Genomic DNA, 21,918 nt, shown 5'->3' with positions numbered 1-21,918 from the left:
CATGGTGTCTTGCCCAGCCATGCCGTCCTGCCTTGCCCTGATCGTCGCCGCCGGCAGCGGCTCCCGCTTCGGCGGGGACCTGCCCAAGCAATATCTGTCCCTGGCCGGCCGGCCCGTCCTGGCCCGCACCGTGGCCGCGTTTCAGAACCATCCGGAGGTGACGGCCGTGCGGGTGGTGATCAACCCGGCCCACCGCGACCTGTATGAGGCGGCCGTCGCCGGCCTGGACCTGCCCCCGCCCGTGGCCGGGGGTGCGGCCCGCCAGGACAGCGTGCGCAATGGGCTGGAGGCCGCGGCCGCCGATGGCGGTTATGACCTGGTGCTGATCCACGACGCCGCCCGGCCCCTGGTGGACGCCGCCAGCATCTCCGCCGTCATCCGGGCCCTGGCCGAGGTGCCGGCCGCCCTGGCGGCGGCCAGCGTCAGCGACACGCTGAAGCGGGCGGACCGGGATGGCGCCGTGGCCGCCACGGTGGACCGCACCGCCCTGTGGCGGGCGCTGACCCCGCAGGGCTTCCGCTTCCCCGACATCCTGAAGGCGCACCGCGACCTGGCGGGCCAGGAACTGACCGATGACGCCGCCGTGGCGGAGAAGGCCGGCTTCCCCGTACGCCTGGTGCCCACCAACCCCGACAACCTGAAAGTGACCCATGCCGAGGATCTGGCGCGGGCGGAGAAGATCATCATGAACGAATTGGGCGACGTACGCGTGGGCCATGGCTATGACGTGCACAAGTTCACGGAAGGCGACCACATCGTCCTCTGCGGCCTGAAGGTGCCGCATACCCACAAGCTGGAGGGCCATTCCGACGCCGACGTGGGCCTGCACGCCCTGACCGACGCCATTCTGGGCGCCATAGGGGCCGGCGACATCGGCAGCCACTTCCCCCCCACGGATGAGCGCTGGCGCGGCGCCAACAGCGGCAAGTTCCTGCAGCACGCCGCCAGCCTGGTGACGGCCAAGGGCGGCGCCATCGCCCACTGCGACATCACCGTCATCTGCGAGCGCCCCAAGGTGGGCCCCCACCGCGAGGCCATGGTGGCCCGCGTGGCCGACCTGCTGGAGATCGCGCCCGACCGCGTGTCGGTGAAGGCCACCACCACCGAGGGCCTGGGCTTCACCGGCCGGCGCGAGGGCATCGCCGCCATGGCGACCTGCACCGTGCGCCTTCCCTGGCCGACGCCGAAGGTCTGACCCCATGTTCCCGGCGGAGATCACGAAAGCGGCCGAACGCCTGCTGGCCGCCTGCCAAGCCAAAGGTCTGTGGCTGGCCACGGCCGAATCCTGCACCGGCGGCCTGATTTCCGCCAGCCTGACCGCCATCGCCGGCTCTTCCGCCGTGGTCGACCGGGGCGTGGTCACCTACAGCAACCAGGCCAAGATCGATCTGCTGGGCGTGCCCGACGGCCTGATCGCCCTGCACGGCGCCGTCAGCCGCGAGGTGGCGCACGCCATGGCCGAGGGGCTGCTGGCCCGCTCCCGCGCCGACATCGCCCTGTCGGTCACCGGCATCGCCGGCCCCGGCGGGGGCAGCGTGGAAAAGCCGGTGGGCCTGGTCTACCTCGGCTGCGCCCGCCGAGATCGCCCTGTGGTGGTGGAACGCCACGTCTTCCCCGGCGACCGCGAGGCGGTGCGCCTGGCCGCCGTGGCACGGGCGCTAGCGATGGGCCTGGCCGCGGCGAAGAGTTGAGGCATGGCGGTCTAAGCCGGACCCAGCCACCAGTCCAACGCGCTCTCGACCACCTCCGGCGGCATTGTATGTCCGCCCTCGAACACCCGCAGATCCACCAGGAACCCCCGTCGCTTGAACGCCGGCACGGTGGTGCGCGCCGTTTCCTCCAGCGGCAACACGCGGTCGTCCTTGCCGTGGCTGATGAAAACCCGCGCTTGCCCGCCGTCCGTCAGCCGCCCCCCGGTGTGCAAAGGCGCGACACGGCCGGGGGAAAAGGCGATCAGCGCGGTAAACAGGTCCAGGTTTTCCGGCCCCAGCGACAGGGCGTAGGTCGCCCCGTCGGAAAATCCTGCCAGCGCCACCCGGGACGGTTCCACGGCGTACCGGGCGAAGACCTGGGCCAGGAAGGCATCGATGCGCGCCGGATCGGTGCCATACCGGGGTCCCCAGCGCTCATCCACCTCGTGCTTGCGCGCCGCCAGCATGTCCCAGGTGTAATCCCCGGAGTCGGGGGCCGCGATGATCACCCCACGGGCTTCCGCTGCCCGCGCCAGACGCAACACCATGTCGGCGCCCCGCTGGCTGGCGCCGTGCAGCATCACCAGCAGCGGCAGGGGGTGGCCGGGCTGGTAGGACTTGGGGGCATAGACCACGCCATCACCCAGCCGCAGGGGTCCAGGCCGCACCTCCGCCGTTGATGGAGAGGCCAACGGACGGGCGGCCAGATGCACCAGATCATCCGCCGGCGCGAGCGGCATCATGAACAGCAGCAGGCAGGCCACCATCCCCGCGATACGCCACCGCATCACCACCCCCGCCCTCCGCGGTCCCCGGGGGCAAGCTTGGGGGCTCGAGGGTAGACCGTCAATCGCCACTACCAGCCGCCACCACCAGCGCGCCGGCGCCCGAGGTGATGGTGGAGAAAGCGGCATGAAGGTTTTCCACCAGTTGCATCGATCGAAGGCGGGGGCATAGTCTGGGCCGGCGGCGGCGCCTGCCGCCAAGCATACCCGCCTGTTGGAGCCCGCTCCCCATGTCCCTGCGTTCCCTCGGCCTGGCCTTGGCTTTGGCCACCACCCCGCTGTCCTTGTCCCTGCCCCACGTGGCCCAGGCCGCCGCCCCGCAGGTGAAGACCCAGGCGCCAGGCTATTATCGCCTGATGCTGGGCGATTTCGAGATCACGGCGCTGAACGACACGGTGGCCACGCTGCCCATCGACACGCTGATGACCAACACCACGCCGGAGAAGGTGCGGGCCGCCCTGGCGCGCAACCACCAGCCCAGCCCGACCCCGACCTCGGTCAATGCCTTCCTGATCAACACCGGTGCGCAACTGATCCTGGTGGACACCGGCGCCAACGGCCTGCTGGGCCCCAAGGCCCCCAGCAACCTGCTGGCCAACCTCAAGGCCGCTGGCTACACGCCCGACCAGGTGGACGCCGTGCTGATCACCCACATGCATGGCGACCATATCGGCGGCCTGACCACCGACGGCCACATGAACTTCCCCAACGCCACCGTCTATGTCGACGCGGCGGAGAAGGGCCATTGGCTGAACGCGGAGGCCGAGGCCAAGGCGCCGGCCGACAAGCGGGGTGGCTTCGCCGCCGCCCACAAGTTGCTGGACGCCTACGCCGCCGCCGGCAAGCTGAAGACCTTTGACGGCGTTACCCCGCTGTTCCCCGGCATCACCGCCCTTCCCGCACACGGCCACACGCCCGGCCACACCACCTACGCCGCCGAGAGCAAAGGGCAGAAGATGGTGTTCTGGGGCGACCTGATGCACGTGGCGGCGGTGCAGTTCGACACCCCGGCCACCACCATCCAGTTCGACAGCGACAGCCCCGCCGCCTACCAGCAGCGCGCCAAGGCTTATGCCGAGGCCGCCAAGGACGGCTATTGGGTGGCCGCCGCCCACCTGTCCTTCCCCGGCATCGGCCACGTCCGACCCAAGGACGCCACCGACGGCAAGGCCGATCCCAAGAGCTATGTCTGGGAACCGGCGCAGTACAGCCTGGGGGAATGAGACCATGACGCGCACCGGGATCGCCGCCGCCCTGGCCCTGCTTCTGGCTTCCGGCACAGCCCTGGCTGATGACCAGGCCAACACGGCCAGGCTGTTCGCCGATCCCGGGGTGCGTCAGATGACCCTGGCCACGGCCCAGCAATCGGCCGTGGTCATGAACGAGCCCTGTCCCAGCGCCCAGGCCACGGTGTCGACCGACGTGGCGGTGTTCCAGCCGCTGGTGTTCGATGCCGCCGGCCAATTGCAGACCGGCATTTGGCGCCAGCAGGTGACCTTGGCCGGCTGCAGCGTCACCCGCACCTTGAACGTCATCGGCTGGAAGCAGGCGGGCCAATCCATCGGCATGGGCGCCCTGCTGCCCGGCGGTACGCATACCGACGTGCTGCTGCAGCGCGACGCCATCCAGCAGGTGGATCAACTGGTGAAGATCACCCCCGGCGCCACCGAGGAGGGATGCGCCCGCGAATACGTGGCCGACACCCGCTTTCTGGACCGTGACGCAACCCCCGCCCCCGGCGGCAAGTCCCCGCCCTGGCGCGAGGTGTGGACCCTGCGTACCTGCACCAAGCAGATCGAGGTGCCCATCCGCTTCATCCCCGACGCCACCGGCACCACCATCACCGCCGGCCCGCAGAACGCGGTCAAGGTGACGACGGTGGGCAAGTAGGCGCCCCGGTTGGGGCTTACGCCACCGTTACCAGATGCGTGCCGTCCTCCCGGGCCTGGAATCGGATATCGCGATCCAGGAAACGGCGGATGATGGCGGCACCGGTCAGGCTGTGCTGCGTCGGCCGCACGGTGGTGAAACAACCGCCGCCGGCCAGCGCCAGGGGCAACAGCAGCTGATCCGCCAGATAGGGCCCGGCGAAGGCGTCCGAGGCGATGTAGCCCTTTAGGCGGTTGGCCGTCTGGCGACCGATATCCTCCGCCCGCAAGCCGACGCGGCCCACAGCGCTGACCACCTCCGTCACCTGGTCGAAACAGGCCGACAGCATCAGGATGTTGCCGGGGCCACGCCCCTCCGCCACCGTTTCCACGCTCCAAGCCTCCTCCGGCCAGTCCAGCACCTGGCGGGCGGCGGCCACCTCGCGTTCCGCGATGTTGGCTGGCAAGTTGGACAGCAGCGCCCGGCCGCGCACACCCCGCAGGACGCCGCGCTCCACGAACTCCTGGGGCTGCAAGGGGGCCGGGGTCACCGACACCTCCACGCGGCCGCCCCCCACCGGGTAGAACCCCGGACGCACCAGCGTGGCCGTCACCGCCGGCCCCATGCGGGACAGCAGTGGCAGAAAGGTCTGCGCCGTGAAATCGAAGGGCGGTGCCGCATGGGCGTGCGTCCCGCCTTCCAATACCAGGCGTGACGGGCCATCCGCCAGCAACAGGGGCGGCAGCAGCGCCTGAAGCACCAGGCCCGTGCTGCCCGCCGTGCCCACGGCGAAGGTGTAGTCGCCCGCCCTCACTTGGCCCGGCGTGAAGGTCAGGCAGGATGCGCCGATGGCCGCCCCGTCGGCGGTGGCGCCGCTGATGGCGCACGCCGCCTCCACCGCCGTGAGATGCTGGCGCATCAGGCCGGGTTTCTCCCGCTTGGCGCGGATGTTGTCGATGCGGAACGCCTGGCGTGTCACCAGCGCCAGGGACAGGGCGGTGCGCAACACCTGCCCACCGCCCTCACCTTCCGATCCATCAATGATGATCACATTCACCCCCATCGGTGCTGTGCGGACGCCTCAGCCTTTCACACACAGGACCTGCTTCAACGTATGAACGACCTCCACCAGGTCGGCCTGCGCCGCCATGACGGCCTCGATGGGCTTGTAGGCGGCCGGCGTCTCATCGATGACGTCGGCGTCCTTGCGGCACTCCACCCCCTCGGTGGCGTGGGCATGGTCCTCCAGCGTGAAGCGCCGCTTGGCCTCATGCCGGGACATGAGGCGCCCGGCGCCGTGGGAGCAGCTGTTGAACGCCTCCGCGTTCCCCTTGCCGCGCACGATATAGGACTTGGCGCCCATGGATCCGGGGATGATGCCCATCACCCCACTGCCTGCGTTCACCGCCCCCTTGCGGGTGACCAGGACGTTTCGGTCGAAATGACGCTCCCGCTGGACGTAGTTGTGGTGGCAGTTGATGGCCTCCATCGCCGCGTCGAACGGTTTGGTGATAATGGTGCGCATCGCGGTGATGACGTTGGTCATCATCATGCGCCGGTTCAGCGCCGCGAAGTCCTGGGCCCAGCCCACCGCCTCGACATAGTCGTTGAAGTGGTCGGTGCCCTCGGGAAAGTAGGCCAAATCCTCATCCGGCAGGTTGATGAACCAGCGGCGCATGTCCTTCTTCGCCAGTTCGATGAAGAAGGTGCCGATGGCGTTGCCGATCCCGCGCGATCCGGAATGCAGCATCACCCACACCTGTCCCGCCTCATCCAGGCACAGCTCGATGAAGTGGTTGCCGGTGCCCAGCGTCCCCAGATGCGCCAGCGAGTTGGCGCTAGCCAGCTTGGGATATTTGGCGGTGATGCCGGCGAAGCGTTCCGCCAGGGTGCTCCACGCCGCGACGATGTCGGCAGGCGGGTCGCCCCAGGACCCGCTGTCGCGCCGGCCCCGCCCGACGTCCCGGCCATGGGGCACCGCGCGCTCGATGGCCGTACGCAGGCCTGCCAGGGTGTCCGGCAGGTCGGCGGCCGCCAGCGAGGTGCGGGCCGCCATCATGCCACAGCCGATGTCCACCCCCACCGCCGCCGGGATGATGGCGCCCAGTGTGGGGATGACAGAACCGACGGTGGCGCCGATGCCGACATGGACGTCGGGCATGGCCGCCACATGCCTGAACACGAAGGGCATACGCGCCACCCGCGACAGCTGGGCGCGGGCCTGGTCGTCCACGGCCACGCCCTTGGTCCACATCTTGATGGGCGCGGCGCCATCGGCCACCGTCACCTCATAGCCATGTTCACTCATGGTCATTCCCTTTTTGTCCTTTCATAGGTTTAGCAGCTTGGGCGGGGTGGCGACGAGAGAGTGCGGGAAACAGCCACGTGCTCTACCAACTGAGCTACGATCTTTCCGCGTGGGAAGGACCGGCCGGATTCGAACCGGCGGACCCCGTGGTCCTGTAGTTCCCCGCGGCATTCGCCCGGGATCGCCACAAGCTTTGGAATTCAAAAATCGGCGACGAGTAGAGTGCGGGAAACGGCACATGCTCTACCCACTGAGCTACAAGCCATCGAAGGCTTGGCCGGACTCGAACCGGCGCCCCTGTAGTTCCCCATGGCATTCGCCCGGAAGACTGATCTGAAAAACGACACTGGCGACCAGGGATGGCCGGACGTTTTGTTACTGAGCTACCCGATTTGCCCGAGGGCGCACCGGAGGCGGGTTTGAACCGCCGACCTCCCGCCTTGCGGCGGGCGCTCTACCTGTAGTCCGGCCAGCATTCGCCAGCGCCGCTCGCGTCGGAAAGCACGACGGCCGAGCCGCCGGTGACAAGGGGAATGGGGAGACTGCGGAGTCGAACCGCAGGCCTTTCGGCCCTTCCTTACATGTACTCCCCACCGCATTCACCGTCGGTAACCAAGGACGGACGGGCTGGGTCGTGGCGACCAGGGGGGACGGAACCGCCCCTTGAGCTACATTTCCAAGGCGGGATCGAACCGCATCTCCCCTCCCTCGCGGGCCGGGCGCTCTACCACGGGCTTGGTGTGGATGTAGTTCCATCCGGCATTCGCCACGTCCCAACGCATCATCCCCGGTCAGACGACCGTCGCGCTCACCTCCGCAACCCAATCCCGATCCGCTCCGCCCCCTGCCTGATAACCGGCGGCGAAACGGGCCAGGGTTTCGAACACGGCGTCGGAGAAGCCGCCGACGTTCAGCACGTCGGGGCGCTCCACCGCCTGGGTGGTGCCATAGGGCTGCAAGTCGATGCAGACCAGCTTGGCCCGGGGGCAGCGCCGCTTCAGGCGTTCCCACTCCTGCATCGTCGCCGTGGCGCCGTGGCGCCGGGCGTCGACCCAGGACTGGTTGTCCGAAACGATCACCACCAGGTCCGCCACCGCCCGCTGCGCGTTCAGCAAGGCCAGCGGGGCCGAAACGGTGGTGCCGCCGCCGCCGATGGCGGCCAGCTTGGTGGCGTTCACCGACACCGGGGCCCGGGGGTCCAGGTCCAGCGGCACCACCTTGGTCTCGAACGGCAGCACCAGGGTACCGGGGTTGCGCCGCATCACCGCCGCCACCACCAGGGCCGCGACATCGATGCAGCGCACCGCCGTCGTCGCCCCCTTGCGGTGACCGGTAATGGGACTGGCCATGGACCCCGACACGTCGGGGCACACCACCACGCGGCCGGGCAGCACCGGCACGGATGCCAGCGACAGTTCCAGCGCCGTCTCCAGCGCCGCGACCACCATGAGCGGCACGTCTTTGGCCACCATGCCCCGCGCCGCCATCAGCTGATAGGGCAGGACACGGGCCTTGGCGATGGCTTCGGCATCCGCCAGCCGGGCGGCGACACGCTCCGCCAACCCGTCCACCGCGAACGCGCCGTGGCGCGCCAGGGTGTTCAGGTTCATGCGCAGCGCCTGCCAGCCCATGCGGTCCGCCACCTCCGCCCATTGCGCAGGCGTCAGCGGTTCGGCCGTCAGCCATTCGAAGGGCACCGGCGGCAGGGGCAGCGAGCGGTCCCGTTTCCAGGCCTCGAACGCCGCGACCTCCACGGGCAGGGCCGCCACGTCATACGGCTTGCCGATCAGCCAGCCATAGAAGGCGCGGGCGGTCGCGTCGACCGGCTTGGGGTGCACCATCTTGACGATATCGGCCAGCGACGGGTCATTGCCCGTGGCCGCCCGCATCAACTGCGCCATCGACGCCTGCTCCAGCCACTGGGTCACCAGACGCTTGGGTCGCGTCCCCAGGGAGGTGCGGCCCACCACGCCGGACCGCATGATCTGCACGAAGGTGCGCAGCATGCGGCCATTGTCGATGACGCGGCGGAACACGGCCACCGACAGGTCGGGATCGGCCACGGTCAGCCAGGCGGTCAGCAACGCCGGCATGTCCTTCATCACCCCCCTGGTGCGGGCGTAGACGGCGGCCTGGGCCACGAAGCGCGGGTCAACGGCCTTCGCCACCGCCAGCACCTCGGCCAACTGGGCCTCGGCCGTGCCATAAAAACCATCGTTCAGCGTGCCGGTGGCGGCCAGCTGGGCCAGCTTGTGCTCCGGACCATAGCTGTAGGCCGGCGCGCCCTCGCGGTTCCGCGTATCCGGCATCAGTTTCGCGATCATCGACGCGAACAGCTGCTTGTTGGCCATGGTCCTCACTCCTCTCTCCTGGGGCTTACCGCCCCGGGGGCCGCCGGCACATTCCGGCGGCCCCGATCCGATGCCGGGATATAGAGCAACGGCCGTGCCAGAGAGCGGTGATAGAATGAGGAAATTTTACATCATATTGATAATAAACGATTATTCATCGGATATTCAAAATCGGCGTCCGTAAAGCCTCTTTTGGTGATCAAGAAAATAGGATATTAAACGATACGACTTTATAAAAATGGATAAGTCCTGTGTCCCGCCCCCTCACCGTCATCGGTTTCCTGGGCTCCACCCTGGACGCCGCCAAGTTCGGGCCCAGCCGCTGGCAGAAATGGCGGCCCAGCGTGGGTATCTGCATGCATGAGGATTTGCGGGTGGACCGCTTCGTGCTGCTGCATGGGGAGCGGCACGGCCGCTTGGCCGAGCAGGTGGTGGAGGACATCCGCACCGTCTCCCCCGAGACGACGGTGGAACAGCGCACCTTGGGCTTCACCAACCCGTGGGACTTCGAGGAGGTCTACGGCAAGCTGCTGGACTTCGCCCGCGCCTTCCCCTTCGAGCCGGAGCAGGAGGACTATCTGGTCCACATCACCACCGGCACCCATGTCATCCAGATCTGCCTGTTCCTGCTGACGGAGGCGCGTTTCCTGCCCGGACGCCTGCTGCAGACCCAACCCTCCCGTGGCGAGGGCCTCAACCCGGCGGGGGAGTGGAGCGCCATCGATCTGGACCTGTCGCGCTATGACAGCATCGCCACCCGGTTCGCGGCGGCGGCGGCAGAGGGCTCCTCCTTCCTGAAGTCCGGCATCGAGACGCGCAACGCCGCCTTCAACCGCATGGTGGATGAGATCGAGCGCGTGGCCCTGCGCAGCAAGGCGCCCCTGCTGCTGATGGGCCCCACCGGCGCCGGCAAGAGCCACCTGGCCCGCCGCGTCTATGAGCTGAAGCGCCTGAAGCATCAGGTGGCGGGCCCGTTCGTGGAGGTGAACTGCGCCACCCTGCGGGGCGAGGGCGCCATGTCCGCCCTGTTCGGCCACCGCAAGGGTGCCTTCACCGGCGCCGTCAGCGACCGGCCCGGCCTGCTGCGCGCCGCCGACACCGGCATGCTGTTCCTGGATGAGATCGGGGAATTGGGCCTGGACGAGCAGGCCATGATCCTGCGCGCCATCGAGGACAAGCGCTTCCTGCCCGTGGGCTCGGATAAGGAGGTGGCGTCGGACTTCCAGCTGATCGCTGGCACCAACCGCGATCTAGGCGCCGCCGTGGCCAAGGGCGCCTTTCGCGACGACCTCTACGCCCGCCTGAACCTGTGGACCTTCACCCTGCCCGGCCTGGCCCAGCGCCGGGAGGATATCGAGCCCAACCTGGACTATGAACTGGACCGCCACGCCCAGCGCGATGGCCAGCGCGTGACCTTCAACAAGGAGGCGCGGGCGCGCTACCTGGCCTTCGCCACCGGTCCCGACGCGCCCTGGCCTGGCAACTTCCGCGATCTCGCCGCCAGCGTCACCCGCATGGCCACCTTGGCCCCCTCAGCCCGCATCGACCAGGACATGGTGGAGCAAGAGATCGCCCGTCTACGCCGCCTGTGGGGCCCCGCCGCGCCGGATGACGGCTTGGCCATCCTACTGGCCGCCGACATCCTAGCCACCCTCGACCCCTTCGACCGGGTGCAACTGGCCGAGGTTGTCCGCGTCTGCCGCACCTGCCGCAGCCTGTCGGAAGCCGGCCGCACCCTGTTCAGCGCGTCGCGCACCCGCCGCGCGTCATCGAACGACGCCGACCGGCTGCGGAAGTATCTGCAGCGGTTCGGGTTGGAGTGGGCGGCCCTGGCGGGGGCCTGAGCCCGTCACCACGGCAGTTCCCGCCCGTCGTACGCCCAGAAGCGGCCGGTGTCATCGGGGGTCAGGCGGTCCAGCATGTCCAGGATTTGCGATGTCGCCCGGTCCGGCTTGCGCACCTCCAAGCCGGTTTTGGCGAAGGGGGCCGACAGGGGCGTGTCCACGGTGCCGGGGTGGACGGCAACGCAGAGCGACAGGGGGCGGGTTCGGGCCAACTCGATGGCCGCGGTGCGGATGATCTGGTTCAGCGCGGCCTTGCTGGCGCGATAGGCATACCAGCCGCCGGCGCTGTTGTCGGTGATGGAGCCGACCTTGGCGGACAGGGCGGCGAAGACGCAGCGCCGGCTGGCTGGGAATAGGGGCAGCAGGTGCTTGGCCAGCAGCGCCGGACCGATGGTGTTGACGGCGAAGGCGTGCGCCATGTGGGCGGGGTCCAGCTGGCGCCAGGTCTTCTCCGGGGCGAAGGCCTGATACGGCTCCGGCCCCGGCCCGTGCAGGAAACCCGACGCGACGATGACGGTGCGCAGGGACAGGCCCGTGTCCCATACCCGCTGGGCCAGGGCGGCCACCGCGCGTTCGTCGGTGATGTCGCAGGGCGGGTCCTCCCGCCTGCCGGTCAGGATCACATGGGCATGGGCGCCACGTTCCTCCAACGCGACGGCCAGGGCCCGGCCCAGCCCCCCTGCCCCGACCACCAGGGCGCATCCGTCCGGCGCCAGACCGTTGTAGCCCATCATTCCATCACCCTCACGCATCCCAACCACGCCACCACACCGCCGGCCCGGGTGGACCAGAGGTCGTGAGCGGTACGCGTAAGACGGCGAAAAGGATCAGTCCCTAGCCTTAAGGTGAGGTCGCCTGCAGGTACTTGGTCAGCCAGTCCCCCACCTCCTGGTAGAAGTGGCGGCTGTCCTCGGGCTTGGTGATCCAGTGCCAGGCGTCGGGCCAGACCAGCAGGCGGCTGGGCACGTGCTGGTGCTGCAGCACCGCCCAGGCCTCCAGCGTGTTGCCCAGGGGCACGCGGTAATCGCGCTCGCCGATGCTCATCAGCATGGGCGTCTTCCAGTTGGCCGCATAGGTGATGGGGCTCTGCTCGCGCCAGATGGCGTTGCCTTCCCAGGGCGGGCCGCCGTTGTTGATCTCGCGATTATAGATGCCGTCGCTCTCGCCCCACTGGGTCAGCAAATCGACCTCACCGGCGTGGCTGACCAGGCAGCGGTAGCGGGTGGTGGTGGCCTCCAGCCAGTTGGTCAGGTGGCCGCCGTAGCTGGCGCCGCCGGCGCACTGGCGGCTGGCGTCGATGAAGGGGAAGCGCCTGATGGCCTCATCCGCCGCCTGGTTGATCTCATCGGCCGGGGTCTTCAGCGGGTCCAGCTTGATGGCTTGGGCGAACGCCTCGCCGAAGCCAGTGGAGCCCGTGTAGTCCGTCATCAGGATGACGGTGCCGCCGGCGCTGGCCGCCAGCAGGTGATAGTTCCAGCGCAGGCCGATCTGATCCGGGTTGTTGCTGGCCGCCCCGCCGTGGATGAAGACGAACAGCGGGTATTTCATGTTGGGATCGAAATGGGGCGGCAGCACGATCATGCTGTGGATGGTCCGCCCCTTGGCCGAGGTGAAGGTGAAGTGCCGCGGCGGCTGCCAGTCGATACCGGCGGCGATGGCGGTGTCGATATTGGTCAGGTTGGTATGTCCACCCTTCTCGCCTTCCATCCCGCTGGCTTTCCCATTGGGATCGATCCTCACGATTTCTGCCGGGTTCACCGAACTGCCGTACTGGGCGATCAGCTGCAGCTTGCCCGACTTGGGCAGGGACAGCGCGGTGTAGCCGCCGACCTTGGGCTGGGCCACCAGGGCAGGTTTGCCGCCCTCGGCCGGCACGCTGTACAGGTTCTCCGACGCGCCGTCGGGCGCCAGCAGATAGACGGTGCGGCTGTCGGGCGACAGGGCGTATTGCGTCGGCTGGCGGTCGAAGTCGCGCGCCACCAGGGTGGCGGCACCACCGGCCGGCCAAGCCACCCGGGAGAGGCGCGGCAGGTTGTATACCTCCTCGTTCTGCGGCATGTAGGTGAAGTAGAGGTTCTTGCCGTCCGGGCTGAAGGCCGCGTGGCCATAGCCGCCAGGCGCTGTCGTGATCTCTCGCGGTTCCGCCCCGCCCGCCGCCGGGATGCGGTAGAGATGATAGGGCACATGGGCGAAGGCGGCGTTCCAGCGCGCCTGCGTCGCCTGGAAGACGATCTCGGTGCCGTCCGGGCTCCAGATGGGGGACAGCGAGACGCTGCTCTCCCCCTGCATGCCGCTGAAACCATCGGTGTGGGCGAAGGCCGTGGGCGACAGGATGTCCTTGGCCACGGCCCCTGGCTCCAGCCCCTGCACCATCACCGTGGGCTGCCGGTCGTCCAGCCATTCGTTCCAGTACCGCACCGGGAAATGCTCATAGGTGCGGACGTTGTATTTGCGGGCCTTGCGCTCCGCCGCGATCTTCTTGTTGGCCTCATCATCCGTGGCACCGGGGAAAACGCGGCTCTCGAACAGGATGGCCTTGCCGTCTGGGCGCCATTGCGGGTGGCCGGCGCCGGTGGACACGGTGGTGACACGCCGCGCCTCCCCACCCTGGGCCAGGTCCAGCACATAGATCTGCTCGACCTCATCACCCTCGCGCTTGGCGGCGAAGGCGATGCTGCCGCTGTCGGGCGACCAGACGGGGTCGTTCTCGCCGCCCTTGGTGTTGGTCAGGCGCCGGGGGGCGGCACTGCCGTCGGTCGGCACCAGCCACAGGTCGGTGACCGACTTATCCTGCTCATAGGAAGGCTCGACCACGGAAAACAGCACCCACTTGCCGTTGGGGCTGGTGATGGGCGCGCCCACGCGCTTCATCATCCACAGGGTCTCGTGCGTGAGGGGCTTTTTCTCCTGGGCCGACGCGCCCAGCGCCGTGAAGGCGCAGCCGACCAACAGCGCGCCCGCCAGCGCGCGCATCACAGAATGCCTCATTCTTATCCCTGCCTGTTTATGGTTCCCACGTTGGGGGTAACCATACCAGGGAGGTAGAGCGGCATCAAAATTTAAGCCTGGGTTAAGTCGTCGCGTCCAGACCACCTACTCGGTCCGATGCACGACGGCTTCGCGGTTCGCCTTCAACAACGCAATGAATTTGAGACGGATCGTGTCCATCAAGCTGTAAGGCAGTAGCCCATAGACAACGCTGGCTGCGTCGCCGGGGCGTAGTGGCCGCAGATCGGGCCCCGGCCAGACAAAGCGGTTGGCTTCGGTAAGGACCACCCATGACCGCTCGCCATCCAAGCCCAATCGGTGCCTCGTGGCGGATGGAATTTCAACTGCGTGATCGGGGTTGGAAGGGAATGAATGCGTGACCGGGAGAACCGTCACCACTTCATCGCCGTCCTGCGTGGCCGTCACAAGAATGACAGCACACGGCCGATCTTTGCTGCCCTCATCCTGGCCGCGCAAATACTCCCGTCGCCACAAATAACTGTAGCGCAGCACCAGCCCCTGCGTCGGTTTTGGAAAAGCCACAGCTCAATGAGGATTTTCAGCGTCGAATGTCGCGGCCCGTGGGTCGGGACGCGAGCGCTCCAACGCCTCAATGTCGGCATCCGTGAAGTCACTCAGCGCGAGTACTTGCCGATCGCGTCGTTTGAGACGTGCATATTCCTCAGTGGAAATCAGAATGGTCGGCTCCCGGCCGTCACGGATGACCGCCACCGGTTCACGCTGGGCGATGTCCTGATAGCGCCCAATATCGCGCTGAAAGTCAGTCGCCGATACCTTTAGCATTTCCACCGCTCCCACCGCGTCGATCTGAGCAGTTTATGCAATTTGCCCATAACGAGCAAATGGGTGGGACGCCCTGAACAGTCAATCAGTCCGAAAGTCCGCCCCGCCTTAGACGGCGTTCACCGGCCGGCCGCCGGGCGCGCCGTACAGCTGGTGCGCCCGGGCCTCGAAGGCGGCGACCATGCGGCGGACGGCTTCGCCGAACAGGGCGCCGATGATCTTCTGCAGGATGAGGTTGCGGAACTCGAAATCCACGTAGAAGTCCAAGAGGCAGCCGTCGGCGTGCGGCTCGAAGATCCAGTGGTTGTTCAGGTAGTGGAACGGGCCCTCGGTATAGGCCACGTCGATGCGGCGGCCGGGCTCGCTCAGCACCACCTTGGAGGTGAAGCGCTCCCGCACCATCTTGAAGCCGATCACCAGGTCGGCCCAGAAGGTATTGCCCTCGCGGCGGCGGATGCGGGCCGCCACCGCCCAGGGCAGGAACTCAGGATACTTCTCCACGTCCGCCACCAGCTGGAACAGCTGTTCCGGCGTGTAGGGCAGGACGCGCTTCTCGGCATGCGTGGGCATGAGGCTTACTCGGCGGCGGCTTCGGCGGCAGCGGCCGCTACAGGCAGCGGGCGACCGGCCAGCTTGGCCTCGCGGGCGGCGCGCAGCTTCACGAAATCGTCGCCGGCGTGATGGCTGCTACGGGTCAGCGGGGAGCTGGACACCATCAGGAAACCCTTGCCCCGGGCCATGGTTGCATAGCTGGCGAACTCATCCGGGGTAACGAAACGGTCCACCGGCGCATGCTTGGGCGTGGGCGCCAGGTACTGGCCGATGGTGATGAAGTCCACATCCGCCGCGCGCAGGTCGTCCATGACCTGGCCCACCTCTTCCTTGGTTTCGCCCAGGCCGACCATGATGCCGGACTTGGTGAAGATGCTGGGGTCCAGCTCACGCACGCGCGACAACAGGGACAGCGAGGTGAAATAGCGGGCGCCGGGGCGGATGCCCGGGTACAGGCGCGGCACCGTCTCCAGATTATGGTTGAAGACGTCGGGGCGGGCCTCCACCACCGTCTCGATGGCGCCCTGCTTCTTCATGAAGTCGGGCGTCAGCACCTCGATGGTGGCCTCTGGCGCCTCGCGGCGGATGGCGCGGATGGTGCGGGCGAAATGCCCGGCGCCGCCGTCGGGCAGGTCGTCGCGGTCGACGGAGGTGACCACCACGTGCTGCAGCTTCAGCCGCGCCACGGCCTCGGCCACGTTGTCGGGCTCATGCGGGTCCAGCAGGTCCGGCCGGCCGGTGGCCACATTGCAGAAGGCGCAGGCGCGGGTGCAGACGGCGCCCAGGATCATGAAGGTGGCGTGGCGCTGCTTCCAGCATTCCCCGATGTTGGGGCACGCCGCCTCCTCACACACCGTGTTCAGCTTCAGGCCGCGCATCAGGTTGCGCGTCTCGTTGAACACGCCGCCGGCCGGGGCCTTCACCCGCAACCATTCCGGCTTGCGCTGGATGGGGTTGTCCGGGCGGTTCTGCTTTTCCGGATGGCGGATCTTGTCGGCGGTCATGGGCATGCAGCCTTTGAAACGAATGTTCCTGAAACATAAGGGGGCCGGAGCGGAAGGCCAAGTGCGCCGGGCGAACCCCACGCATGCATCGCCCCTCCGTTCCGACCCCGATATCGCCCCAGCACTCTCCCCCTCAACTCTAGCCAGGCTGGCGACCGCCAGCCCCGCAGCGAGTACCGCAGGGCGCAGCGAGGAAGCCAAGCCGCCGGATGGCGGCGCCCGGCGTCTGAGGGAAAACTTAGTAATGAATCGCGCGGCCGTAGGCGGCCAGCACCGACTCATGCATCATTTCCGACAGGGTCGGGTGGGCGAAGATGGTGTGCATCAACTCGGCCTCGGTGGTTTCCAAGGTCTTGCCGACGACATAGCCCTGGATCAGCTCCGTCACCTCGGCCCCCACCATATGGGCGCCCAGCAGCTCGCCGGTCTTGGCGTCGAACACCGTCTTCACCAGGCCCTCGGCCTCGCCCAGGGCGATGGCCTTGCCGTTGCCGATGAAGGGGAAGCGGCCGACCTTGACCTCAAAGCCGGCGGCCTTGGCCTTGGCTTCGGTCAGGCCAACGCTGGCCACCTGCGGATTGCAGTAGGTGCAGCCCGGGATGTTCAGCTTGTCCATCGGGTGGACGTCCTTCACACCGGCGATCTTCTCCACGCAGATCACGCCCTCGTGGCTGGCCTTGTGCGCCAGCCAGGGGGCGCCGGCCACGTCGCCGATGGCGTAGACGCCCGGCTCGTCCGTGCGCAGGTAGCCGTCGGTCACGATGTGGCCGCGGTCCAGCTTCACCTTGGTGTTCTCCAGGCCGATGTTCTCGGTGTTGGCCTGGATGCCGACGGCGGTGATGACACGCTCGACCGTCAGGGTCTCCACCTTGCCGCCCACCTCGACATGGGCGGTGACGGTGGTGGCGCCCTTGTCCAGCTTGGTCACCTTGCCGCCGGTGATGATCTTCATGCCCTGCTTTTCGAACTGCTTGCGGGCAAAGGCGGAGATTTCCTCATCCTCCACCGGCAGGACGCGGTCCATGACCTCGACCACCGTCACTTCGGCACCCAGGGTGCGGAAGAAGCTGGCGAATTCGATGCCGATGGCGCCGGAACCGACCACCAGCAGCGACTTCGGCATGGTGTCGGGGACCAGGGCCTCCTTGTACGACCACACGAACTTGCCGTCCGGCTCCAGGCCCGGCAGGGAACGGGCGCGGGCGCCGGTGGCGATGATGATGTGCTTGGCCGCCAGGGTCTGGCTGGCACCGTCCTTGGCGGTCACGGTGACCTTGCCGCCGCCGGCCAGCTTGGCCGTGCCGTCGAACACCGGCACCTTGTTCTTCTTCAGCAGGCCCTTGACACCGGCCGACAGCTGGTTCGCCACCTGGCGGGAGCGCTTGACCACCTTGGGCAGGTCGAAGCCCACGCCACTGACGGTCAGGCCGTAGGCGTCGGCGTGCTTCATATAGCCGTAGATCTCGGCGGAGCGCAGCAGGGCCTTGGTCGGGATGCAGCCCCAGTTCAGGCAGATGCCGCCCAGGTGTTCACGTTCCACCACCGCGGCCTTCAGGCCCAGCTGGGCGGCGCGGATGGCGGCGACATAACCGCCGGGGCCAGCGCCCAGGACCAGCACGTCGAATTCGGTATCGGCCATTTCGGTCTGTTCCCTTCAAAAGGCGCCGGGACCGCCCAACCCGTGGGGCGCTCGCCCTGCGCTTTTGGTCAACGACAGGAGAAATCCCCGGAAGCGGCGGACGCTTCCGGGGATGCGGTATCACAGCATCAGCGTGATGGGGTCCTCGATCAGCTTCTTCAGGACCTGCAGGTACTTCGCCCCCACGGCCCCATCGACCGAGCGGTGGTCCACCGTCAGCGTCAGGCTCATGACCGTGGCCACGGCCAGGGCATCGCCCTTCACCACCGGCCGCTTCTCACCGGCACCCACGGACAGGATGCAGCTCTGCGGCGGGTTGATGATGGAGGTGAAGCTCTTGATCCCGAACATGCCCAGGTTGGACACGCTGAAGGTGCCGCCCTGGAACTCCTCGGGCTTCAGCTTGCCTTCCTTGGCCTTGGCGGCCAGGGACTTCACCTCGGCGGAGATGGTGGCCAGGCCCTTCTGGTCGGCGTTCTTCACGATGGGGGTGATCAGGCCGCCATCGGTGGCCACGGCCACGGAGACGTCCACGCCCTCGTACTGCAGGATGCCGTCCTCATGCCAGGAGACGTTGGCCTCCGGCACCTTGCGCAGGGCGACGGCCACGGCCTTCACGACGAAGTCGTTGACCGACACCTTCTCGCCCGACTTCTCGTTCAGCTGAGCGCGCAGCGCCAGCAGGGCGTCGATCTCGCAATCGACCTGCAGGCCGAAGTGCGGAATGGTCTGCCAGGCTTCGGTCAGGCGCTTGGCGATGGTCTTGCGCATGCCGCTGTTGGGCAGGACCTTGTACTTCATGCCCAGCTTGTCGGCCAAAGCCTTGGCGTCGATGCCCTTCGGAGCAGCGGCCGGAGCCGGCGCGGCGGCGGCCGGAGCGGCAGCGGTGGGGGCAGCGGCGGCGGCCGGGGCGGCCTTGGCGGCACCACCCTTCAAGGCGGCCTCCACGTCGGCCTTCACGATGCGGCCGGACGGGCCGGTACCGGAGACCTTGGCCAGGTCCAGGCCCGACTGGGCGGCCATGCGGCGGGCCAAGGGGCTGGCGAACACGCGCTTGCCGTCGTGCGCCGGAGCGGCGGCCGGAGCGGCGGCGGCCGGGGCGGCCTCGCTCTTGGCCGGGGCCGGGGCGGCGGCTTCCGTCTTGGCAGGCGCCGGCGTAGCGGCGGCCTTGGGCGCGGCGTTCAGGGCGTCGGCGCTCTCGCCTTCCTCCAGCAGGACGGCGATCTTGGCGTTCACCGCCACGCCCTCGGTCCCCTCGGGCACCAGGATTTTGCCCAGCGTGCCCTCGTCCACGGCCTCCACTTCCATGGTGGCCTTGTCGGTTTCGATCTCGGCGATGACGTCACCGGCCTTGATCGTGTCGCCTTCCTTCTTCACCCACTTGGCCAGCTTGCCCTCGGTCATCGTGGGCGACAGGGCCGGCATCAGGATATCGATCGGCATGGGTTTGATCTCCCCCAGGGGGCCGTGGCGTCAGGCCAGGCGCCCCAAATCTCTGACGGATGCGGCAGAAGGCGCCCCTTCCCATCACAGGGTCGGGGCGCCTTCCCGGCCGGTTCAGCGGTACAGCACGGCCTTGGCGGCGGTGACGACGTCATCCACCTGCGGCAGGGCCAGCTTTTCCAGGTTGGCGGCGTAGGGCATGGGCACGTCCTTGCCGTGCACGCGCACCACGGGCGCATCCAGGTAGTCGAAGGCGTGTTCCATCATCACCGCGGACATTTCCGCGCCGATGCCGGCGAAGGGCCAGCCCTCTTCCACCGAGACCAGGCGGTTGGTCTTCTTCACGCTTTCCACGATGGTGTGGACGTCCAGGGGACGGATGCTGCGCAGGTTGATGACCTCCGCACTGATCCCCTGCTCCGCCAGCTTGTCGGCGGCGGCCAGGGCCATGCCCACCTGCAGCGAGAAGGCGGTGATGGTCACGTCCGTGCCGGCGCGCTCGATCTTGGCGCGGCCGATCGGGATGATGAAGTCCGGATCGGTCGGCACCTCGAAGCTGTGGCCGTACAGGATTTCGTTTTCCAGGAAGACCACGGGGTTCGGGTCGCGGATGGCGGCCTTCAGCAGGCCCTTGGCGTCGGCGGCGCTATAGGGCGACACCACCTTCAGGCCCGGGATGTGGGCGTACCAGCTGCTGTATTCCTGGCTGTGCTGCGCGGCCACGCGGGCGGCGGCGCCGTTGGGGCCACGGAACACGATGGGGCAGCCCATCTGGCCGCCGGACATGTACAGCGTCTTGGCGGCGGAGTTGATGATGTGGTCGATGGCCTGCATCGAGAAGTTGAAGGTCATGAACTCCACGACCGGGCGCAGGCCGCCGAACGCAGCACCCACCGCCAGGCCGGCAAAGCCGTGCTCGGTGATGGGGGTGTCGATCACGCGGTCGGGGCCGAACTCCTGCAGCAGGCCCTGGGTCACCTTGTAGGCGCCCTGGTATTCGGCCACTTCCTCGCCCATGACGAAGACGCTGCCGTCCTTGCGCATCTCCTCGGCCATGGCGTCGCGCAGGGCCTCGCGCACCGTCATGGTCTGGGTGTTCTTGAAGAAGCGGTCCTCATCCGATGGCGGCGGGGCCACCGGGGCCTTCACCGCCGGGGCGGCGGGGGCGGCCGCCGGCTTGGCCTCTTCCTTGGGCGCTTCGGCCTTGGGGGCCTCGGCAGCGGCGGGGGCCTTGGCGGCGCTCACGTCGCTGGCGCTCTCGCCTTCACCGGCCAGCAGGGCGATGGCGGTGTTCACGGCCACGTTCTCGGTACCTTCCGGCACCAGGATCTTGGCCAGGGTACCTTCGTCGACCGCTTCCACTTCCATGGTGGCCTTGTCGGTCTCGATCTCGGCGATGACGTCACCGGCCTTGATCGTGTCGCCTTCCTTCTTCACCCACTTGGCCAGCTTGCCTTCGGTCATGGTGGGGGACAGGGCCGGCATCAGGATATCGATGGGCATTTTCTTATTCTCCGGCCAGCGGTCAGGCTTCGACGAGGATATCGGTCCACAGCTCCGACGCGTCGGGCTCGGGGCTGGTGGTCGCGAAGTCGGCGGCCTCGGTGACGACGGCCTTCACATCGCGGTCGATGACCTTCAGGCTTTCCTCATCGGCGTAGCCCTTGGTGAACAGCAGCGACTTCAGATGGTCGATGCAGTCATATTCCGACCGCATCTTGTTGACCTCTTCCTTCGTGCGGTACTTGGCCGGGTCGGACATGGAGTGGCCGCGGTAGCGGTAGGTCTTCATCTCCAGGATCATGGGGCCGTTGCCGCCACGGACGTAGGCCACGGCCTCGTCGGCGGCCTTCTTGACCTCCAGCACGTCCATGCCGTTGACCTGCTTGCCGGGGATGCCGTAGGCGCTGCCGCGCAGGTACAGCTCACCCGCCGAGGCGCGCTGCTGCGAGGTGCCCATGGCGTACTTGTTGTTCTCGATGACGTAGATCACCGGAAGCTTCCACAGGGCGGCCATGTTGAAGGACTCATAGACCTGGCCCTGGTTGACGGCGCCGTCGCCCAGGTAGCAGACGTCGATGCAGCCATCCTTCTTGTACTTGTGGGCGAAGGCCAGGCCCGTGCCGATGGGCGTCTGGGCGCCGACGATGCCGTGGCCGCCGTAGAAGTTCTTCTCGCGCGAGAACATGTGCATCGAGCCGCCCTTCCCCTTGGAATAGCCACCCGCGCGCCCGGTCAGTTCCGCCATCACGCCCTTGGCATCCATGCCGCAGGCCAGCATGTGGCCATGGTCACGGTAGCTGGTGATGACGCTGTCGCCCGGCAGCTGCGCCGCCTGCATGCCCACCACCACGGCCTCCTGGCCGATGTAGAGGTGGCAGAAACCGCCGATGAGGCCCATGCCGTACAGCTGACCGGCCTTCTCCTCGAAGCGGCGGATCAGCAACATCTCCTTGTAGTAGTGGAGGAGTTCCTCCTGGGTCGGCTCCGGCGCTGCGTTCTCAGCGGGCTTGGCACGGCGTCTCGTGGTCGTGGCCACTGGCGTCTCCCTTCTCAAGCGTGGGCGTTTAGCGTCGCAATTCCCTGGGGGGCAGCCCCGGGGGCATTCCGGGCCGGGTCGGCCGGCACGGCATCACTGCT

General features: G+C 67.8%; 19 protein-coding genes and 1 tRNA gene. 5 read left to right on the top strand and 15 right to left on the bottom strand.

Annotated elements, in window-relative coordinates; translation table 11 throughout:
- The first annotated feature begins 19 nt into the window (after positions 1–19).
- Entirely contained in the window at positions 20–1,195 is a 1,176-nt protein-coding gene (locus FBZ88_RS08230; RefSeq protein ID WP_145616327.1) for a bifunctional 2-C-methyl-D-erythritol 4-phosphate cytidylyltransferase/2-C-methyl-D-erythritol 2,4-cyclodiphosphate synthase, read from the top strand.
- Between the two features lie 4 nt (positions 1,196–1,199).
- Positions 1,200–1,691: a CinA family protein gene (locus tag FBZ88_RS08225; protein ID WP_145616325.1), complete on the top strand. Its 492-nt coding sequence runs from the start codon at positions 1,200–1,202 to the stop codon at positions 1,689–1,691.
- A gap of 11 nt (positions 1,692–1,702) precedes the next feature.
- Here FBZ88_RS08225 and FBZ88_RS08220 read toward each other — a convergent pair whose 3' ends face one another.
- Positions 1,703–2,479 (bottom strand): alpha/beta hydrolase, encoded by a 777-nt coding sequence (locus tag FBZ88_RS08220; protein ID WP_186464276.1) that lies wholly within the window; start codon positions 2,477–2,479, stop codon positions 1,703–1,705.
- Positions 2,480–2,706: 227 nt separating this feature from the next.
- Between FBZ88_RS08220 and FBZ88_RS08215 the strand changes: the two genes are divergently transcribed.
- Together FBZ88_RS08215 and FBZ88_RS08210 are read left to right on the top strand one after the other, a co-directional pair.
- Complete coding sequence (locus tag FBZ88_RS08215) at positions 2,707–3,699, top strand: MBL fold metallo-hydrolase (protein WP_145616321.1); 993 nt, start codon at positions 2,707–2,709, stop codon at positions 3,697–3,699.
- A gap of 4 nt (positions 3,700–3,703) precedes the next feature.
- Complete coding sequence (locus FBZ88_RS08210; RefSeq protein ID WP_145616319.1) at positions 3,704–4,366, top strand: hypothetical protein; 663 nt, start codon at positions 3,704–3,706, stop codon at positions 4,364–4,366.
- A 16-nt stretch (positions 4,367–4,382) separates the two neighbouring features.
- Here the strand turns inward: FBZ88_RS08210 and rtcA are convergent, their stop codons facing one another.
- The 4 genes from rtcA to FBZ88_RS08195 all read right to left on the bottom strand — a co-directional run bounded on the left by rtcA (position 4,383) and on the right by FBZ88_RS08195 (position 9,004).
- Positions 4,383–5,396: an RNA 3'-terminal phosphate cyclase gene (rtcA, locus tag FBZ88_RS08205; protein WP_145616316.1), complete on the bottom strand. Its 1,014-nt coding sequence runs from the start codon at positions 5,394–5,396 to the stop codon at positions 4,383–4,385.
- A gap of 30 nt (positions 5,397–5,426) precedes the next feature.
- On the bottom strand, positions 5,427–6,659 hold the full coding sequence (locus FBZ88_RS08200; protein WP_145616314.1) for an RtcB family protein: 1,233 nt from the start codon (positions 6,657–6,659) through the stop codon (positions 5,427–5,429).
- Positions 6,660–7,056: 397 nt separating this feature from the next.
- Positions 7,057–7,139 (bottom strand) — tRNA-Cys (locus FBZ88_RS30150).
- Positions 7,140–7,444: 305 nt separating this feature from the next.
- A complete protein-coding gene (locus tag FBZ88_RS08195) occupies positions 7,445–9,004 on the bottom strand; it encodes a vWA domain-containing protein (protein WP_145616312.1) in 1,560 nt (519 codons plus the stop codon).
- Positions 9,005–9,255: 251 nt separating this feature from the next.
- Between FBZ88_RS08195 and rtcR the strand changes: the two genes are divergently transcribed.
- Positions 9,256–10,848: an RNA repair transcriptional activator RtcR gene (gene rtcR, locus FBZ88_RS08190; protein ID WP_145616310.1), complete on the top strand. Its 1,593-nt coding sequence runs from the start codon at positions 9,256–9,258 to the stop codon at positions 10,846–10,848.
- 5 nt (positions 10,849–10,853) lie between these two features.
- Here rtcR and FBZ88_RS08185 read toward each other — a convergent pair whose 3' ends face one another.
- The 10 genes from FBZ88_RS08185 to pdhA form a co-directional block, all read right to left on the bottom strand.
- The gene (locus FBZ88_RS08185) at positions 10,854–11,582 is read right to left on the bottom strand and encodes an SDR family NAD(P)-dependent oxidoreductase (protein ID WP_246138560.1); all 729 of its coding nucleotides are present in this window, start codon (positions 11,580–11,582) and stop codon (positions 10,854–10,856) included.
- A gap of 106 nt (positions 11,583–11,688) precedes the next feature.
- Entirely contained in the window at positions 11,689–13,836 is a 2,148-nt protein-coding gene (locus FBZ88_RS08180) for a S9 family peptidase (RefSeq protein ID WP_246138559.1), read from the bottom strand.
- Between the two features lie 105 nt (positions 13,837–13,941).
- Positions 13,942–14,349: a hypothetical protein gene (locus FBZ88_RS08175; protein ID WP_246138558.1), complete on the bottom strand. Its 408-nt coding sequence runs from the start codon at positions 14,347–14,349 to the stop codon at positions 13,942–13,944.
- A 33-nt stretch (positions 14,350–14,382) separates the two neighbouring features.
- On the bottom strand, positions 14,383–14,640 hold the full coding sequence (locus FBZ88_RS08170) for a type II toxin-antitoxin system Phd/YefM family antitoxin (protein WP_145616306.1): 258 nt from the start codon (positions 14,638–14,640) through the stop codon (positions 14,383–14,385).
- A 108-nt stretch (positions 14,641–14,748) separates the two neighbouring features.
- Positions 14,749–15,210, bottom strand: a complete 462-nt coding sequence (locus FBZ88_RS08165; protein ID WP_145616304.1) for a type II toxin-antitoxin system RatA family toxin — start codon at positions 15,208–15,210, stop codon at positions 14,749–14,751.
- Positions 15,211–15,215: 5 nt separating this feature from the next.
- Positions 15,216–16,202: a lipoyl synthase gene (lipA, locus tag FBZ88_RS08160; RefSeq protein WP_145616303.1), complete on the bottom strand. Its 987-nt coding sequence runs from the start codon at positions 16,200–16,202 to the stop codon at positions 15,216–15,218.
- A gap of 232 nt (positions 16,203–16,434) precedes the next feature.
- Positions 16,435–17,835: a dihydrolipoyl dehydrogenase gene (lpdA, locus tag FBZ88_RS08155; protein WP_145616301.1), complete on the bottom strand. Its 1,401-nt coding sequence runs from the start codon at positions 17,833–17,835 to the stop codon at positions 16,435–16,437.
- A gap of 120 nt (positions 17,836–17,955) precedes the next feature.
- Positions 17,956–19,278, bottom strand: coding sequence for a pyruvate dehydrogenase complex dihydrolipoamide acetyltransferase (locus FBZ88_RS08150; RefSeq protein WP_145616299.1), 1,323 nt, complete (start codon positions 19,276–19,278; stop codon positions 17,956–17,958).
- A 114-nt stretch (positions 19,279–19,392) separates the two neighbouring features.
- Complete coding sequence (locus FBZ88_RS08145; RefSeq protein ID WP_088871569.1) at positions 19,393–20,781, bottom strand: pyruvate dehydrogenase complex E1 component subunit beta; 1,389 nt, start codon at positions 20,779–20,781, stop codon at positions 19,393–19,395.
- A gap of 22 nt (positions 20,782–20,803) precedes the next feature.
- Positions 20,804–21,817 (bottom strand): pyruvate dehydrogenase (acetyl-transferring) E1 component subunit alpha, encoded by a 1,014-nt coding sequence (pdhA, locus tag FBZ88_RS08140; RefSeq protein WP_145609313.1) that lies wholly within the window; start codon positions 21,815–21,817, stop codon positions 20,804–20,806.
- Positions 21,818–21,918: the final 101 nt, after the last annotated feature.

Source organism: Nitrospirillum bahiense (genome assembly GCF_007828025.1).
GTDB lineage: Bacteria > Pseudomonadota > Alphaproteobacteria > Azospirillales > Azospirillaceae > Nitrospirillum > Nitrospirillum amazonense.
This window is presented reverse-complemented; position numbering and strand designations above follow the sequence as displayed.